The organism is Streptomyces sp. NBC_01314 (assembly GCF_041435215.1).
In the GTDB taxonomy this organism is placed as follows: domain Bacteria; phylum Actinomycetota; class Actinomycetes; order Streptomycetales; family Streptomycetaceae; genus Streptomyces.
This window is the reverse complement of record NZ_CP108394.1, coordinates 4,469,208-4,485,371: the sequence shown is the minus strand read 5'-3', so window position 1 is coordinate 4,485,371 and position 16,164 is coordinate 4,469,208. Positions and strand designations below refer to the sequence as shown.

At 71.5% G+C, this 16,164-nt stretch carries 15 protein-coding genes; 9 read left to right on the top strand and 6 right to left on the bottom strand.

Features of this window, described 5'->3' with window-relative positions; genetic code table 11:
* Positions 1–149 precede the first annotated feature (149 nt).
* The 3 genes from alr (at position 150) to tsaE (ending at position 3,235) form a co-directional block, all read left to right on the top strand.
* Positions 150–1,310: an alanine racemase gene (gene alr / locus OG622_RS19580; RefSeq protein WP_371577660.1), complete on the top strand. Its 1,161-nt coding sequence runs from the start codon at positions 150–152 to the stop codon at positions 1,308–1,310.
* 190 nt (positions 1,311–1,500) lie between these two features.
* Positions 1,501–2,745 (top strand): alpha/beta fold hydrolase, encoded by a 1,245-nt coding sequence (locus OG622_RS19575; protein WP_371577658.1) that lies wholly within the window; start codon positions 1,501–1,503, stop codon positions 2,743–2,745.
* Positions 2,711–3,235 (top strand): tRNA (adenosine(37)-N6)-threonylcarbamoyltransferase complex ATPase subunit type 1 TsaE, encoded by a 525-nt coding sequence (gene tsaE, locus OG622_RS19570; RefSeq protein WP_371577656.1) that lies wholly within the window; start codon positions 2,711–2,713, stop codon positions 3,233–3,235. Before OG622_RS19575 ends, tsaE begins: the two co-directional genes overlap by 35 nt.
* Before the next feature lie 435 nt (positions 3,236–3,670).
* Here the strand turns inward: tsaE and OG622_RS19565 are convergent, their stop codons facing one another.
* Complete coding sequence (locus OG622_RS19565) at positions 3,671–4,231, bottom strand: L,D-transpeptidase (RefSeq protein ID WP_371577654.1); 561 nt, start codon at positions 4,229–4,231, stop codon at positions 3,671–3,673.
* A gap of 124 nt (positions 4,232–4,355) precedes the next feature.
* Between OG622_RS19565 and tsaB the strand changes: the two genes are divergently transcribed.
* The 4 genes from tsaB to OG622_RS19545 are packed head-to-tail and all read left to right on the top strand — an operon-like array spanning position 4,356 to position 6,919.
* Positions 4,356–5,021, top strand: a complete 666-nt coding sequence (gene tsaB, locus OG622_RS19560; protein ID WP_371577652.1) for a tRNA (adenosine(37)-N6)-threonylcarbamoyltransferase complex dimerization subunit type 1 TsaB — start codon at positions 4,356–4,358, stop codon at positions 5,019–5,021.
* On the top strand, positions 5,018–5,533 hold the full coding sequence (gene rimI, locus OG622_RS19555) for a ribosomal protein S18-alanine N-acetyltransferase (protein WP_371577650.1): 516 nt from the start codon (positions 5,018–5,020) through the stop codon (positions 5,531–5,533). Before tsaB ends, rimI begins: the two co-directional genes overlap by 4 nt.
* 4 nt (positions 5,534–5,537) lie before the next feature.
* A complete protein-coding gene (gene tsaD, locus OG622_RS19550; protein ID WP_371577648.1) occupies positions 5,538–6,665 on the top strand; it encodes a tRNA (adenosine(37)-N6)-threonylcarbamoyltransferase complex transferase subunit TsaD in 1,128 nt (375 codons plus the stop codon).
* A gap of 14 nt (positions 6,666–6,679) precedes the next feature.
* Positions 6,680–6,919 carry a hypothetical protein gene (locus OG622_RS19545; protein WP_371584150.1) on the top strand — a complete coding sequence of 80 codons (240 nt, stop codon included), beginning with the start codon at positions 6,680–6,682 and terminating at the stop codon, positions 6,917–6,919.
* Here OG622_RS19545 and OG622_RS19540 read toward each other — a convergent pair.
* The 5 genes from OG622_RS19540 to OG622_RS19520 all read right to left on the bottom strand — a co-directional run bounded on the left by OG622_RS19540 (position 6,873) and on the right by OG622_RS19520 (position 13,355).
* Complete coding sequence (locus OG622_RS19540; protein ID WP_371577646.1) at positions 6,873–7,610, bottom strand: PH domain-containing protein; 738 nt, start codon at positions 7,608–7,610, stop codon at positions 6,873–6,875. The two genes, OG622_RS19545 and OG622_RS19540, sit on opposite strands and share 47 nt — an antisense overlap.
* A 186-nt stretch (positions 7,611–7,796) precedes the next feature.
* Entirely contained in the window at positions 7,797–10,124 is a 2,328-nt protein-coding gene (locus OG622_RS19535; protein ID WP_371577644.1) for a glycoside hydrolase family 3 N-terminal domain-containing protein, read from the bottom strand.
* Between the two features lie 52 nt (positions 10,125–10,176).
* A complete protein-coding gene (locus tag OG622_RS19530; protein ID WP_371577642.1) occupies positions 10,177–11,079 on the bottom strand; it encodes a carbohydrate ABC transporter permease in 903 nt (300 codons plus the stop codon).
* Between the two features lie 9 nt (positions 11,080–11,088).
* Positions 11,089–11,994 (bottom strand): carbohydrate ABC transporter permease, encoded by a 906-nt coding sequence (locus OG622_RS19525; protein WP_371577640.1) that lies wholly within the window; start codon positions 11,992–11,994, stop codon positions 11,089–11,091.
* Positions 11,991–13,355 carry an ABC transporter substrate-binding protein gene (locus OG622_RS19520; RefSeq protein ID WP_371577639.1) on the bottom strand — a complete coding sequence of 455 codons (1,365 nt, stop codon included), beginning with the start codon at positions 13,353–13,355 and terminating at the stop codon, positions 11,991–11,993. The genes OG622_RS19525 and OG622_RS19520 overlap by 4 nt, the downstream gene beginning before the upstream one ends.
* Before the next feature lie 121 nt (positions 13,356–13,476).
* Between OG622_RS19520 and OG622_RS19515 the strand changes: the two genes are divergently transcribed.
* Positions 13,477–14,544 carry a LacI family DNA-binding transcriptional regulator gene (locus OG622_RS19515; RefSeq protein WP_371577637.1) on the top strand — a complete coding sequence of 356 codons (1,068 nt, stop codon included), beginning with the start codon at positions 13,477–13,479 and terminating at the stop codon, positions 14,542–14,544.
* 226 nt (positions 14,545–14,770) lie between these two features.
* On the top strand, positions 14,771–16,138 hold the full coding sequence (locus OG622_RS19510; protein WP_371577635.1) for an endo-1,4-beta-xylanase: 1,368 nt from the start codon (positions 14,771–14,773) through the stop codon (positions 16,136–16,138).
* Positions 16,139–16,164: the final 26 nt, after the last annotated feature.

The following is a 16,164-nucleotide window of genomic DNA, read 5'->3' as shown; positions in this document are numbered from 1 at the left end:
GGGGTTCTCGTGCGTGGCGGGCTGCCGGTCCGTCGTGGCTTGTCGCGCCCACGCGGCGGAGCCGCGGAGTGATGGAGTCCCGCGCCCTTGGACGGACGGGCTGCGCCCGTTCGAAGGGCTGTCGTGGGCTCTGAGACACTGGGGCTGACATGAGTGAGACAGCACCTCTGCGGAGCGCGCCCCTGCGGGCCCGTGCCGACATCGATCTGGATGCCCTGCGGGCCAATGTGCGGACGTTGCGCGCCTTGGCCGCGGGCGCCGAACTGATGGCCGTGGTCAAGTCGGACGCGTACGGCCATGGGGCGGTGCGGTGTGCGCGGGCGGCGGTCGAGGCGGGGGCGACCTGGCTGGGGACGGCCACGCCCGAGGAGGCGCTGGCGCTGCGGGCGGCGGGGCTGTCGGGGCGGCTGATGTGCTGGCTGTGGGCGCCGGGCGGGCCCTGGCGCGAGGCGGTCGAGGCGGATCTCGATGTCGCCGTCAGCGGGATGTGGGCGCTGCGGGAGGTCACCGAGGCCGCCCGTGCCGTGGGTCTGCGCGCGCGCGTGCAGCTCAAGGCCGACACCGGGCTCGGGCGGAACGGCTGCCTGCCCGACGACTGGCCGGAGCTCGTCGCCGGGGCGCTGCGCGCGGAGGCCGAGGGGCTGGTGAAGGTCACCGGACTGTGGTCGCACCTCGCCTGCGCCGACGAGCCGGGGCACCCCTCCATCGAGGCCCAGCTCACCCGCTTCCGCGAGATGGTCGCCTACGCGGAGGAGCAGGGGGTCCGCCCCGAGGTGCGGCACATCGCCAACTCGCCGGCCACCCTCACCCGCCCGGACACGCACTTCGATCTCGTACGGACGGGAATCGCGGTCTACGGCATCTCGCCCAGCCCGGAGCTGGGCAGCTCGGCCGACCTCGGGCTGCGCCCGGTGATGCGGCTCAGCGCCTCGCTCGCGCTGGTCAAACACGTCTCCGGGGGCCACGGCGTCAGCTACGGGCATCACTACGTCACGCCCGGCGCCACGACCCTCGGCCTGGTCCCCGTCGGCTACGCGGACGGCATCCCCCGGCACGCCTCCGGCACCGGGCCCGTACTGGTCGGCGGCAAGTGGCGGACTGTCGCGGGCCGGGTGGCCATGGACCAGTTCGTCGTCGACCTGGGCGGGGACGAACCCGCCGCCGGGGACGAGGTCGTGCTGTTCGGGGCCGGTGACGGCGGCGAGCCGACCGCCGAGGACTGGGCGCAGGCGGCCGGGACCATCGCGTACGAGATCGTGACGCGCATCGGAACCCGCGTTCCGCGCGTCTATGTCGACACGGGTGAGTGAGCGGGCGCGTGCGACCCGGGCCCGTGAGTGAGTATGTGACCCCGGGACCTGAACACGAGTAAGCGCACGAGCGTACGAGCCAGTACACGAGCCAGTGCACGAGTAAGTGAAAGACGAACCAGACGGGTAACTCCGTACAGGTGTGCGGAGCGACAGCGAGACCGGACATGTCGGCGATGAGGAGCGGGATGTGAGCGAGAGCAGCGCGGAGGCCGTGGAGGCCGTCGCGAGCGCGGCCGCCGCCTCGGCCGCGTCCGGCGACGGGATCTGGCGCAGAGCCGGTGTCGCGGGAGCGGCGATAGGCGTGGTCGCGGCGGGAGCGGCGGCCGGCGTCGCCATAGAGCGGCTCACCGTCGGGCGCGGCATGCGCAGGAAGGCCCAGCTGGCGCTCGACTCCACCGGCCCGTACGGGGCGCTGCGCGGCACCCCCGGCAAGGCGTACGCCGACGACGGCACCGAGCTGTACTACGAGGTCGACGACGTCGAGCCGGAGGCCGCGCTCTCACCCCGCAGGCGCCGGCTCTTCGGCCGCAAGGCACCGGCCCCGGTCACCGTCGTCTTCAGCCACGGCTACTGCCTCAACCAGGACTCCTGGCACTTCCAGCGGGCCGCGCTGCGCGGTGTCGTACGGACCGTGCACTGGGACCAGCGCAGTCACGGCCGTTCCGGCCGGGGCGCCCAGGTGCAGAACGGGCTGCCGGTCACCATCGACCAGCTCGGGCGCGACCTCAAGGCCGTCATCGACGCGGCGGTGCCCGAGGGGCCCGTCGTGCTCGTCGGCCACTCCATGGGCGGCATGACCGTCATGGCGCTGGCCGCGCACGACCCGGAGCTGATCCGCGAGCGGGTCGTCGCCGTCGCGCTGGTCGGTACGTCGTCGGGGCGGCTCGGCGAGGTCAACTTCGGGCTGCCGGTCGCCGGCGTCAACGCGGTGCGGCGGGTGCTGCCGGGTGTGCTGAAGGCGCTGGGGCAGCAGGCCGCGCTGGTGGAGCGGGGGCGGCGGGCGACCGCCGAGCTGTTCGCCGGGATCATCAAGCGGTACTCGTTCGCCTCGCGGGACGTCGACCCGGCGGTCGCGCGGTTCGCCGAGCGGATGATCGAGGGCACGCCGATCGACGTGGTCGCCGAGTTCTATCCGGCGTTCACCGAGCACGACAAGACCGAGGCGCTCGTGGCCTTCACCGAGCTGCCGGTGCTCGTGCTGGCCGGGGTCAAGGACCTCGTCACGCCGAGCGAGCACAGCGAGGCGATCGCCGATCTGCTGCCGGACGCGGAGCTGGTGCTCGTACCGGACGCCGGGCATCTGGTGATGCTGGAACACCCCGAGGTCGTGACCGACCGGCTCGCCGACCTTCTCACCCGCGCGGGGGCCGTTCCGGCGGGGGCTACCGTAAGTGGTTATGGAAGCGCCAGCAGCACCGCACGTCCCGGGTGAGTCCGGCACGTCTCTGCGGATCACCGTAAATTCGCCCGACCAGATGCTGGAGCTGGGCCGTCGCCTGGCCAAGCTCGTGCGCGCGGGCGATCTCGTGATGCTCAACGGGGAGTTGGGCGCCGGGAAGACGACCCTGACCCGGGGGCTCGGGGAGGGGCTGGGGGTGCGGGGTGCGGTCACCTCGCCGACCTTCGTCATCGCCCGGGTGCATCCCTCGCTGGTGGAGGGGCCGCCGCTCGTCCACGTCGACGCGTATCGCCTGGGCGGCGGGCTGGACGAGATGGAGGACCTCGATCTCGACGTCTCGCTGCCGGATTCGGTGATCGTCGTGGAGTGGGGCGAGGGCAAGGTCGAGGAGCTGACGGACGACCGGCTGAACGTGGTCATCCATCGGGCTGTCGGGGACACCACGGACGAGGTACGGCAGGTGACCGTCACCGGGCTGGGCGAGCGGTGGGCTTCGGTGGAGCTGGGTGTGCTATCGGCCTGACCCGGTCCTGATCCGGTCCTGTGTGGGTTCCGACAAGGTGTCGGCAACGTGTTGCGTTCGGCGTTCCGGCGTGGTCACATGGTAACCAGTCCTTGGTTAGGTCTACCTAACTTGGCTCGCCGGTGGCATCAGGAGGCGTCCATGTCGACAGCGGAACGTAAGCCGACGCCGTCCGGGGCGGGCGGGGTGTCGATGCGGGATCTTCTGGCTTCCTGTGCGGCGGCGAAGGCGATTTCCACGCCCCCGGCTCCGCCCCTGGCTCCGCCGGTGAAGGTGGAGGGGCGGCGGCCTGCGGGTGATCGGCGCTCCAGGGCTGCGTAGCGCCCCGGGAGGGGTGCCTGGGGTTGTGTCGGCGGCCGCAGGTGGGTGGGGGCTGGTCGCGCAGTTCCCCGCGCCCCTGAAAGACCATCGTCCCCGGTGCCCTGAAGTGGCCCCTTACTCGACCACGACCACCTTCGTGCCGATGCCGGCGAACTCCCACATGGCCTTGCCGTCCTTGCGGGCCTCGCGGATGCCGCCCGTTTTGGTGGTGGGGTCGGGCTCGGGGGTGGAGCCGTCGACCGCCGCGCTGAAGCCGATGGAGACGCCGTCGACCGTGGCGAAGCGGACGACGTTCTCGATGGGGGTGCCGTCCGAGCCGGTGACGGCGGCGGAGCGGGACGAGACCGTGTAGGTGGCGGGGGTGGGGTCGACCGTGCTGGGGGTGACCTCGAAGGTGCGGGTGACCTTCTCGTTCGCGCCGACCAGCCAGACGCGGTCGTCGTCGAGGGAGTAGACGACGCGTTCGCCGGCGCCCGAGTCGTCGGGGAGGACCTCGTCGGTGTCCTTCTCCCGATCGCCGGGGGCCTTGGACTTCGGAAGTGCCGAGGACTTGGAGGGGGACGGCTTCCCGAGGTCGTCGGGCACGTGCGCCGATGCCTGATAGGTGAGGAAACCGACTGCGGCGATGGCCGCCGCGGTGAGCCCGGCCACGAATACCGAGCTGCTACTGGCCACCTTCTGAGTCCACCTCTCGTACCCACGTACGCCCTTGAAGCACGTCTGTGCTGTGACGGTAGCAGCAGAGGGGACCTGCACCGGGTCGGCCGTGGCCCGGCCCGAAGCGCCGTAGGCTGTTTGCGTGCTCTTGCTCGCTCTGGATACCGCCACCCCCGCCGTCACCGTCGCGCTGCACGACGGGACGGACGTCGTCGCCGCGTCGAGTCAGGTGGACGCGCGTCGCCACGGGGAACTGCTGCTGCCCGCCGTCGACCGGGTCCTCGCCGAGGCGGGCACCCGCCTCGACGCCGTCACCGGCATCGTCGTGGGCATCGGTCCCGGCCCGTACACCGGGCTGCGCGTCGGCCTCATGACCGCCGACACCTTCGGCCTCGCCCTCGGGGTCCCCGTCCACGGCCTGTGCACCCTCGACGGGCTCGCGTACGCGGCCGGTGCCGAGGGAACGGTCGGGGGACCGTTCGTGGTGGCGACCGACGCCCGGCGCAAGGAGGTGTACTGGGCGCGGTACGAGGACGCGCGGACGAGAGTCACCGAACCGGCCGTCGACCGGCCCGCCGACATCTCCGACGCGGTGGCCGGGCTGCCCGTGGTGGGAGCCGGGGCGGTCCTCTATCCCGACGCCTTCCCGGACGCCCGCGCGCCCGAGCATGTCTCCGCGGCCGCCCTGGCGGCGCTGGCCGCCGAACGGCTCGCGGCGGGCGGGGAACTGGAGGCGCCCCGGCCGCTGTATCTGCGCCGGCCCGACGCCCAGGTGCCCAAGAACTACAAGGTGGTCACCCCCAAGTGACGACTCCGGTGCTGCGCGAGATGCGCTGGTGGGACATCGAGCCCGTCCTGGAGCTGGAGAAGGACCTCTTCCCCGAGGACGCCTGGTCCCGCGGCATGTTCTGGTCGGACCTCGCCCACGCGCGCGGGCCCCAGGCGACCCGGCGGTACTACGTGGCCGAGGACGTCGGCGGTGACGGCGGGGGCAGGCGGATCGTCGGCTACGGGGGCCTGGCCTCCGCCGGGGACGTCGCCGACGTCCAGACCATCGCCGTCGCCCGGGAACACTGGGGCACCGGCCTCGGCGCGCTGATCCTCACCGAGCTGTTGCGGGTCGCCACCACGTTCGAGTGCGCCCAGGTGATGCTCGAATGCCGGGTCGACAACGTCCGCGCCCAGAAGCTCTACGAACGCTTCGGCTTCGAGGCGATCGGCTTCCGCCGCGGCTACTACCAGCCGGGGAACGTGGACGCCCTCGTCATGCGCCTCAACGACCCTTCCGCATCCGTACAAGGAACCGAGATCAATGGCTAGGTCAATGGCTGACGAACCGCTGGTCCTGGGGATCGAGACCTCCTGCGACGAGACCGGCGTCGGCGTCGTGCGCGGCACGACACTGCTGGCCGACGCGATCGCGTCGAGCGTCGACGAGCACGCCCGCTTCGGCGGTGTGGTGCCCGAGGTCGCCTCCCGCGCGCACCTGGAGGCGATGGTCCCGACGATCCACCGCGCGCTGAAGGAAGCGGGGGTGAGCGCGCAGGACCTCGACGGCATCGCGGTCACCGCCGGGCCGGGGCTGGCGGGTGCGCTGCTGGTGGGCGTCTCGGCCGCGAAGGCGTACGCGTACGCGCTCGGCAAGCCGCTGTACGGCGTCAACCACCTCGCCTCCCACATCTGCGTCGACCAGCTGGAGCACGGGGCGCTGCCCGAGCCGACGATGGCGCTGCTGGTGTCGGGCGGGCACTCGTCGTTGCTGCTGTCCACGGACATCACGTCGGACGTACGGCCGATGGGTGCGACGATCGACGACGCGGCGGGCGAGGCCTTCGACAAGATCGCGCGGGTGCTGAACCTCGGGTTCCCGGGCGGCCCGGTCATCGACCGGTACGCGAAGGAGGGGGACCCGAGCGCGATCGCGTTCCCGCGCGGGCTCACCGGGCCCCGCGACGCCGCCTACGACTTCTCCTTCTCCGGTCTGAAGACCGCCGTGGCCCGCTGGATCGAGGCCAGGCGGGCGGCCGGGGAGGACGTGCCGGTGCGGGATGTCGCCGCGTCCTTCCAGGAGGCCGTGGTGGATGTGCTGACGCGCAAGGCCGTGCGGGCCTGTCGCGACCAGGGGGTGGATCATCTGATGATCGGCGGTGGCGTCGCCGCCAACTCCCGGCTGCGGGTGCTGGCTCAGGAGCGGTGCGAGGCAGCCGGGATCAGACTCCGGGTGCCCCGGCCCAAGTTGTGCACGGACAACGGCGCGATGGTGGCCGCGCTGGGCGCCGAGATGATGGCACGGGGGCGGGCCGCATCGGACTGGGACCTGTCTGCGGACTCGTCGCTGCCGGTGACGGATCCGCATGTGCCGGGGCGCGCCGCCGGGCACGGCCATGGACACGGTCATGCGCACGACCACGATCACGTGCACGAGCCGGCGAAGGACAACCTGTACTCGTGACGACCGTCGCGTTGATGTGGGAGGCGCGGGCGGTGGCCGGGCGCGGGGAGGAGCTTCTCGCCTGGGCGCGGACCCAGGAGCTTCCCGTACGGCCGCTGCGGCGGGAGACGCTCCGGGCGCCGCAGGACCGGGTGCTGGTCATCACGTGGTGGGACGCGGAGTGCGACGCGGAGTTGCCCGAACTTCCGGAACCCGGCGGGGAGTTGGTCAGTCGGGCGGTGCACCGGTGGAGGTTCGAGTCACTGGGTGGGTGAGGCGGCGGTTGCGACTCTCGCCGACGCGGTCCAGGACGAGGAAGAAGACGGCGAGGCAGAGCAGCGGGACGCCGCCGAGCAGCAGGAGCGTGTGCGTCGGCCGGTCGGTGAAGACCAACCCGGTGGTGAGGACGAACATGACGGCCGCGACGACCAGGCTCGCACGGCCCGCCCGCCGCACAGCGCTGCGCCGCCGCGTTCCTCGGGCGATGCGCTCCTCCACCTCGGGCCGCGTCTCCAGGGACGTGAGCCCGAGCCCCAGGGCCGTGGCGCACAGGTCGGCGACCTCGGCGATCGGGTCGGTCAGCTGGTACTCGTCGAGGTGGGGGAGGCGGACCCGGCGGCCGTCGGTGGCGTAGAGATACCCCGACCAGTGAGGGGTGCTCCCCTTGTTGTCCTCGACCCGGATGCCGTAGATGTCGGACCAGGCCCAGCTGCGGGTGCGTATCGTTCCGCGGACGGTGACCCCGTCGGCCGTGACGAACGTACGCGCCCGCAACTGCTCCAGCGCGCCCCGGCCGGCGACGGTCAGCCAGGTCGCCACGGCCAGCACCTCCCAGCCCGACGGCCCGAGCGTCGCCATCGCGTCCAGCGCGCCGGCGGTGACCAGCCCCGCCGCGGCCAGCGTGATGAGGAACGCGGGCGGTACGCCCCGCCGTCTGCCGTACTCCCGCTCGATGCTGTCGCTCATGGGGCCGTTATAGACCGTCTCGGTGAACGTGCGGTAAGGGCGCTGCGGCGCGTACCGAGGGGGGAGTACGTGGCTGCTCGCTGGACCACGGGTGGACACACCACCCGCCCCCACCTCCACCTCGGACCCTCCGCCTGGACCGTCTTCGTCGCGCGCGCGGCGGCCCAGGCGGACTGACCGAACGGCTCAGCTCTCCACGGCCTGGACCTCCGTCTCGCAGTGCAACCGGCGGTCCGGGCCGACCTCGCGGACAGGGCCCGCGAGTGTCAGCCGCACCCGGTGGCGTACGTCCACGCTCGACGCGGCCAACCGCAGTTCCAGGGCCCCCGGTTCGACCGTCCGCCGCCCCGAACGGTCCGTGAAGGACGACACGTCCGGGTGGAAGCGGAAGGTCACCCGCCGCGCCTCGCCCGGCTCCAGTTCCACGCGCCGGTAGGCGATCAGGCGTACGTCCGGGCGGGTCACCGAGGCCACCGGGTCGTGCAGGTAGAGCTGGACGACCTCCGCGCCCGCCCGCTCCCCCGTGTTGCGGACGGTCAGCGAGACGTCGTACGTGTCGTCCCCGTCCGTGGCGATCCCGGCGCCCTCTTCCTCCGCGTCCGTGAAGTCCGTCCACTCGAACGTCGTGTACGAGCGGCCGTGCCCGAAGGGATACAGGGGGGTCGGGTCGAGGTTGCTCGCGGCGCCCAGAAGACCCAGCGGCGGCTGGAGGTACGTCCACGGCTGGCCCCCGGGCCGGTGCGGGACGCTCACCGGGAGGCGGCCGGACGGGGAGACGCGGCCCGACAGCACTCCCGCCACCGCCGGGCCGCCCTCCTCCCCGGGGAAGAACGCCTGGACCACGCCCGCCAGTCGTCCGTGCCAGCGGCCCAGCGCGTAGGGGCGCCCGGTGAGCAGGAGCGCCACCACCGGTGTGCCCGTGGCGATCAGCGCGTCCAGGAGTTCGGACTGGACCCCCGGCAGGCGGAGGTCCTCCGCGTCGCAGCCCTCACCCGAGGTGCCCCGGCCGAAGAGGCCCGCCCGGTCGCCGAGCACAGCCACGCAGACGTCGGCCTCGGACGCCCGCGCCACCGCCTCCGGGAACCCTCCGGTGTCCGCGCCGTCCACGTCACTCCCTGCCGCGTACGTGATCTTCGCGTCGGGAAGTTCGGTGCGCAGGGACTGGAGGACGGTCGGGATCTCGATGCCCAGCGGGGTGCCGGGGTGGGCCGGGAGGACGTGGGAGGGGAAGGAGTAGCAGCCGAGCATGGCGAGGGGGTCGTCGGCGCGGGGGCCCACCACGGCGATGCGGATGTCGGGGGCCAGCGGCAGTACGTCGTCCGGGTTGTCCAGCAGCACCACCGACTCCTCGGCCAGGCGGCGCGCCAGGGCGCGGTTGGCCGTCGAGTCCAGGGAGATGCGGTCGACGGCCGGTTCCGGGTCCCAGCCCTCGTCCAGCATGCCCAGCTCGCACTTCTGGAGCAGGACCCGGCGGGCGGCCCGGTCCACCAGGGACTCCGGGATCCCGCCCGCCCGTACCGCCTCCAGGAGGGGCTTGCCGTAGCAGCGCAGGGTCGGCAGTTCCACGTCGAGGCCCGCAGCCAGGGCCGCGTGCGCGGCCTCCGCGCGGCTTCCCGCCACGCGGTGGTTCGTCTCCAGGAAGCCGACGCCGAAGTAGTCGGAGACGACCGTGCCGGTGAAGCCCCAGTCCTCGCGCAGGAGTTCGGTCAGCAGATGCGGGTCCGCCGAGACCGGGACGCCGTCCGTCTCCGTGTAGGCGGCCATGACCGAGCGCGCGCCGCCCTCGCGCAGCGCCATCTCGAAGGGGGGAAGCGTCACGTCCGCGAACTCCCGTACCCCGGCCCGCACGGGCGCGTGGTTGCGGGCGCCGACGGACGCGGCGTACCCGGCGAAGTGCTTGAGCGTGGCCACGATGCCGGCCGACTCAAGGCCCCGTACGTACGCCGTGCCAACCGTGGCCACCAGGTACGGGTCCTCGCCGATCGTCTCCTCGACCCGCCCCCAGCGCGGGTCGCGGACCACGTCCAGGACGGGGGACAGGCCCTGGTGGATGCCGACGGAGGCCAGGTCGTGGCCGATCCGCCGGGCCATCTCCTCCACGAGCGCGGGGTCGAAGGTCGCGCCCCAGGCCAGGGGGACCGGGTAGGCGGTCGCGCGCCAGGCGGTGAAGCCGGCCAGGCACTCCTCGTGGGCGACGGCGGGGATGCCGAAACGGTTCGCGGCCATGATGCGGCGCTGGGCGCGGGCCAGTGCTCGCGCGCCCAGCGCCGGGTCCACGGGGGCCGTGCCGAAGACGCGGGTGAGCTGACCGAGGCCCCGGGTGATCAGCTCGTCGAAGTCGAACGACTCCGTCATGCCCTGCTCGTCGGGGGCGATGTCCTCGCCGTTCGCGTCGCTCTTCACCCACACGCCGTACAGCTGGGCGGTCTTCTCCTCCAGGGTCATCCGGGAGAGAAGGTCGTCGACCCGGGCCGCTGCGGGCAGGGCGGGGTCACGCCAAGGGGCCGTGGTCATGAAACTCCTGTCATGGGTTGGTGAGTTTCAGTGGCAACGATGTGGTGAGGTCTCACTTGCCTCCCACCCCCATCAATCCGCCCACCAGCGCCCGTCGCGCCACCAGGTACACGGCGAAGATCGGGATGCCGGAGAGGACGACCGAGGCGAGCAGGGCGGGGATGTTGATGCCGAACTGGCTGACGTAGTTGAAGAGTCCGAGGGTGAGGACGCGCGGCTCGTCGGACTGGGTGAAGATCAGCGGGAAGAGGAAGCCGTTCCAGGCCTGGAGCGCGGAGAAGATGACGACCGTGCTGATGCCGCCCTTGGCCAGCGGGATCGTCAGCTGGAAGAGCATCCGGAGCGGGGACGCGCCGTCCAGCGCCATCGCCTCGTACAGGTCTTCGGAGACGTCCCGGAGTGTGCCCACCAGGACCAGGACCGAGACCGGCATCGCGAAGGCGGCCGTCGGGAGGATGACGGCCAGGAGGGTGTCGTAGAGGTCGAGTTTCGCGATCAGCAAATACAACGGGACCACCACCGCCTGCGCCGGGATCGCCACGCCCAGGAGGAAGAGGCGGAAGGCCGCGTTCGACCAGCGGTCGCGGGTGCGGACGGTGACGTAGGCGAGCGGGATGGACAGGGCCAGGACGATGCCCACGACCGATACCGCGACGATCGCCGTGTTGCTCAGCAGGTGGCCGAAGCCGGTGGTGAGGACGGTGTTGTAGTTGTCGAGGGTCGGGTCCGAGGGGGGTTTGAGGGGGTTGCCCGTCAGGGCCTTGTCGGCGCCCGTGAGGGAGGCCGACAGCATCGCGTAGATCGGGATCAGGACGATGACCAGCCAGATGAACGCGCCCAGGCCCGCTACCGGGTTGGGTCGTCTGGTCCAGTGGCGTCGGCGGCGCGAGGCGGTCACGCGCTCGCGCGAGGGCTCGTCGGTCTTCGTGGGGCGCGCCAACGTGTCGTGTGACATTCCGGCCCGTCACATCCCTTCGCGGGTGCTGCGCATGGCGCCGAATCCCGTCAGCCGGACCAGGATGAGCGAGAGGCCCGTCGCGGCGATGACCAGGAAGGACGCGATGGCGCTCGCGTAGCCGAAGTCGTACGTCTTGAAGCCCGCCTCGTACATCAGGTAGGGCAGGATCGCGGTGTCCGTGCCGGGGCCGCCCTTGGTGAGGATCAGGACCGTCTCGAAGTACGTCAGGGAGCCGACGACCATCAGGACCGTGGACGTGGTGATCGTGTGGCGCAGCTGCGGGAGCGTGATCGAGAAGAACTGGCGGTAGCGGCCGGCACCGTCGATGGCGGCGGCCTGGTAGAGGACGTCGGGGATCTGGCGGGCCCCGCCCTGGTAGATCAGGGTGTGGAAGGGGATGAACTGCCAGCCGCCGACGAAGACGATCGCGAGGAACGCGCCGCTCTGCGAGCCCAGGGTGTCCTTCTGGATGATGCCGAAGTTCGGGTCGAGGAGGGCGTAGAAGAGGATCGCGATGGCGGTGGAGGAGAGCAGGAACGGGACGAAGAAGACCGCGGAGAGGATCGCGCGGTTGCGCTGGCGGCCCGCCGCCCAGACGCCGAGCAGCAGGGCGACGACCGTCTGGAAGACCCAGCTGGCGACCGTCAGGACGACGGTCAGCCACAGGGACTGCGCCATCCGGGGGTCGTCGAGGAGCTTGCGCCAGTTGTCGAGGCCCACCGGCCGCGGGTCGCCGAGGCCGTCCCAGCTGGTGAAGGAGAGATAGAGGGCCAGGGCCATCGGGACGACCGCGAAGAAGGTGAAGAAGAGGACGCCGGGGAGGGCCCAGGCGGCGTGCGGGCGGCCGGTGCGGCTCGCGTGGTGCGCCGGCCCCTTCCGCGCCGTCGGGGTCTTCTCGACCGTGACGGTCATTTCAGGCCCTTGCACGCCGTCACGAAGTCGCTCGGCGAGGACTGGCCCGCGAACAGCTTGCCTATCTCCGTGTGCATCTTGGTGCCGAGGCCGTCGCCGAGCGCCTGGTCCCAGGAGAGCGTGAACGCGGGGGCCTTCTGCACCATGTCGTACTGGAACTTCGCGTACTCGGGGTTGGGCGCGGACGTGAGGAGGTCGGCCGCGTTCGAGGTGGTCGGGACGTCGCCGTTGTCGACCAGGGCCTGCGCGTACGCCTGGGAGGCGCAGTCCTTCAGGAAGCCGACCGCCAGGTCCTTGTTCTTCGTGCGGGCGTTGACGGACCAGTAGTTGGTGGGGTTGCCGACGACGTTGCGAACGTCGCCCGTGCCGCCCTCGACGGTCGGGAAGGGGGCCCAGCCCAGGTCCGCCTTGGCGAAGTCCGGGAATTTCCCGAGCTGTGTGGAGTACTCCCAGGAGCCCATCAGGTGCATGGCGGCCTTGCCGCGCGCGAAGACCGCGGGGGCGCCGCCGTTGACGTACGACACCGAGGTGAACTTGGAGCCGAAGGCGCCGTCGTCGATGAGTTCCTTGACCAGCTCGGCGGCCTTGAGGACCGTGGGGTCGCCCCAGCCCTCGGCGTCGCCGTCCTGGATGCGCTTGAAGACCTCGGGGCCGCCGATACGGTCGACCAGGTACTCCAGCCACATCAGCTCGGGCCAGACGTCGGAGCCGCCGAGGGCGAAGGGGGTGATCTTCGCCTTCTTGAGCTTGACGTTGTTGTCGAGCAGCTGGTCCCAGGTGGTGGGCGGTTGCAGCTTGTGCTCGGCGAAGACGGCCTTGTTGTAGAAGAGGATCACCGGCTGCATGCCGCGCATCGGGATGCCGTAGTGGCGGCTCTTGAGATCGCCGGCGGCGAGGACCGAGGGCAGGAAGCCGTCCTTCAGGACCGGGTCGCCCTCGATGATGTCGGTGAGGTCGACGAGCTTGCCCGCCTCCTCGTACGGCTTGATCGAGCCGCCGCCCCAGTTGAAGAAGACGTCCGGGGCGCTGGGGGAGCCCATCGCCGTGCGGAGCTTGGGGGAGTAGTCGGAGCCGGGGACCTTCTGCAGCTTGATGGTGCCGCCGGCCTTCTTCGCCGCGGCCGACTTGTTGAACCGGTCGACGCCCGCCTGCTGGACCTTCACCGCGTCGTCGCCGTAAACGAACGCGGTGAGCGTCTTGCCGTCCCCGCCGCCCGCTCCGCCGCCGGAGCCGCAGGCGGTGAGGCCGGTGCCGAGTCCCGCGGTGAGCAACGAGGCGGAACCGGCGCCGAGGAACCAGCGCCTGCTGAACGGCCGGCCGCCCGCGCCGCCGCCGGTGACCTGACCTCTACTCGACTCCATGACAGCACCCTTCACGAATGTTCGGACGTACGAATGTTTCGGATGGCACTTCGAATGTTCCGGGAACGTATGGCCGTCGAAAGGGTTCGTCAAGAGGTCGCGCAGGGATACGATCCCGCTCATGAAGCCCGCGAAGCCAGAGGAAACCCAGACAAGAGCGCGTACGCCGCAGTCCACGCAGACCGCGACGCTCGCCGAGATCGCCCGTCAGGCCGGCGTCTCGGCTCCGACTGTTTCGAAGGTGCTCAACGGCCGTGCGGACGTCGCACCCGCGACCCGCACCCGCGTCGAGGATCTGCTGCGCGCGTACGGCTACCGCCGCCGGCGCGCCGAGGCGACCCGCTCCCCCCTCATCGACCTGGTCTTCCACGAGCTGGAGAGCGCCTGGGCGATGGAGGTCATCCGGGGCGTCGAGAACACCGCGCGGCAGGAGGGCCTGAGCGTCGTCCTCTCCGAGAGCGCGGGCCGGCTCACCCCCGGCCGCACCTGGGCCGACCAGGTCGCCGCGCGCCGCCCGCACGGTGTCGTCCTCGTCCTGTCCGGGCTCGACGAGTCCCAGCGCGCGTTGCTGACCAGCAGGTCCATCCCGTTCGTGGTGATGGACCCGGCCGGCGACCCCGGCGACGACGTGCCCTCGATCGGTGCCACCAACTGGCAGGGCGGCCTGGCCGCCACCCGCCATCTGATCGAACTCGGCCACCGGCGCATCGGCGCCATCAGCGGGCCCTCGCGGATGATGTGCAGCCGCGCCCGGGTCGACGGCTACCGGGCCGCGCTGGAGACCGCCGGGCTGCCGGTCGACCCGGGCCTGCTCAGGGCGGGCGACTTCCACCACGAGACCGGCTACCGGCTGGGCCTGGAGCTGCTGCGCCGCCCCGACCGCCCCACGGCCGTCTTCGCCGGCAACGACCTCCAGGCGCTCGGCCTCTACGAGGCCGCCCGCGAACTGGGCCTGCGCATCCCGGAGGACCTGAGCGTGGTCGGCTTCGACGACCTGCCGGTGGCCCGCTGGGTGGGGCCGCCGCTGACGACCGTACGGCAGCCGCTGATGGAGATGGCCGAGGCGGCGGCCCGGCTGGTGCTCGACCTCGGACGCCAGGAGGGTTCCTCGGCGGCGACCAGGGTGGAGCTGGCGACGAGCCTGGTGGTGCGGAGCAGTACGGGGGCGCCGCCGGCCGCGCCACTCTAGGGGCGCGGGGCCGTACCGACGTGCGGCTCCGCCGCGTGGGTGCGGTAAGCCACGGGGAGGCGGCAGTCGGCCCCGGACCGAACCCGGCGGACGGGTGTCCGGCACGGTCGGGCGCCGCCGGCGACGCACATGGCCGGAAGTTGATGTATTGACGGGTGAGGCAACCCCCTCCACACTCCTCCGCAGTCAATCGGTTGCACAACCGAAACTTTCGGAGGCCCCCGCAATGAGAACCTCCAGATCCCCCCTGCGTTCACGTCTCGCTCGCCTGTTCACCGGCGTGGCCGCCCTCGCCGCCCTGCTCGTCGCCGCCCCCGCCGCCCATGCGGCCGACCCGCCCCTGCGTGACCTCGCCGCCGCCAAGGGCAAGGGCATCGGCACCGCGGTGACCGGCTCCAAGCTCACCGGCACCTACGGTGAGATCGCGGGCCGGGAGTTCAACTGGCTCACCCCCGGCAACGCCATGAAGTGGGGCTCCGTCGAGCCCACCCGCGGAACCTTCAACTGGACCGAGGCCGACCAGATCGTCGACTTCGCCGAGGCCCACGACCAGGACGTACGCGGACACACCCTGGTCTGGCACAGCCAGAACCCGAGCTGGCTGGCGAACGGCACGTGGACGCCGGCGCAGCTCAGTCAGCTGATGAACGACCACATCGCGCTCGAAGTCGGCCGCTACAAAGGCCGGTTGGCCGCCTGGGACGTCGTGAACGAACCCTTCAACGAGGACGGCACCTACCGCCAGACCCTCTGGTACAACGGCCTCGGCGCCGACTACATCGCTCAGGCGCTCACCGCCGCCCGCGCCGCCGACCCGGCCGCCAAGCTCTACATCAACGACTACAACGTCGAGGGCGTCAACGCCAAGAGCACGGCCCTCTACAACCTGGTCAGGGACCTGAAGGCACGCGGCGTCCCGATCGACGGGGTCGGCCTCCAGGCGCATCTGATCCTCGGTCAGGTCCCGTCCACCCTCCAGCAGAACATCCAGCGCTTCGCCGACCTGGGCGTGGACGTCGCCATCACGGAACTCGACATCCGGATGCAGCTTCCGGCCACCGAGGCCAAGCTGGCCCAGCAGCGCACCGAGTACGACGCCGTGGTGAAGGCCTGCGTGGCCGTGACCCGCTGCACCGCCGTCACCGTCTGGGGCTTCACCGACTCCGACTCCTGGATCCCGGACACCTTCCCGGGGCAGGGCGCGGCGACCCCGTACGACGAGAACTACGCACCGAAACCCGCCTACCACGGCATCGTGACTGCGCTCGGCGGCACGGTGACCGAGCCGCCGGTCCCGGCCGGCTGCTCGGCGGTGTACAGCGTCGCCAGCCAGTGGAACACCGGCTTCACCGGCAATGTGACGATCCGTTGTGCCGCCGGGTCCTCGCTCTCCTCCTGGCGGGTCGGCTGGACGTTCGGTGCCGGACAGCAGGTCGGCCAGGCCTGGAACGCGACCTGCACCCAGACCGGTACGACCGTCAGCTGTGCCAACGCCTCCTGGAACGGCGGCGTGTCGAGCGGTGGCTCGGTGAGCTTCGGCTTCAACGGCACCTGGAGCGGGAGCAATCCGGTCCCGAACGTGACGATGGGCTGAGAAGTCTGAGAATTTCCGAAGGAAAG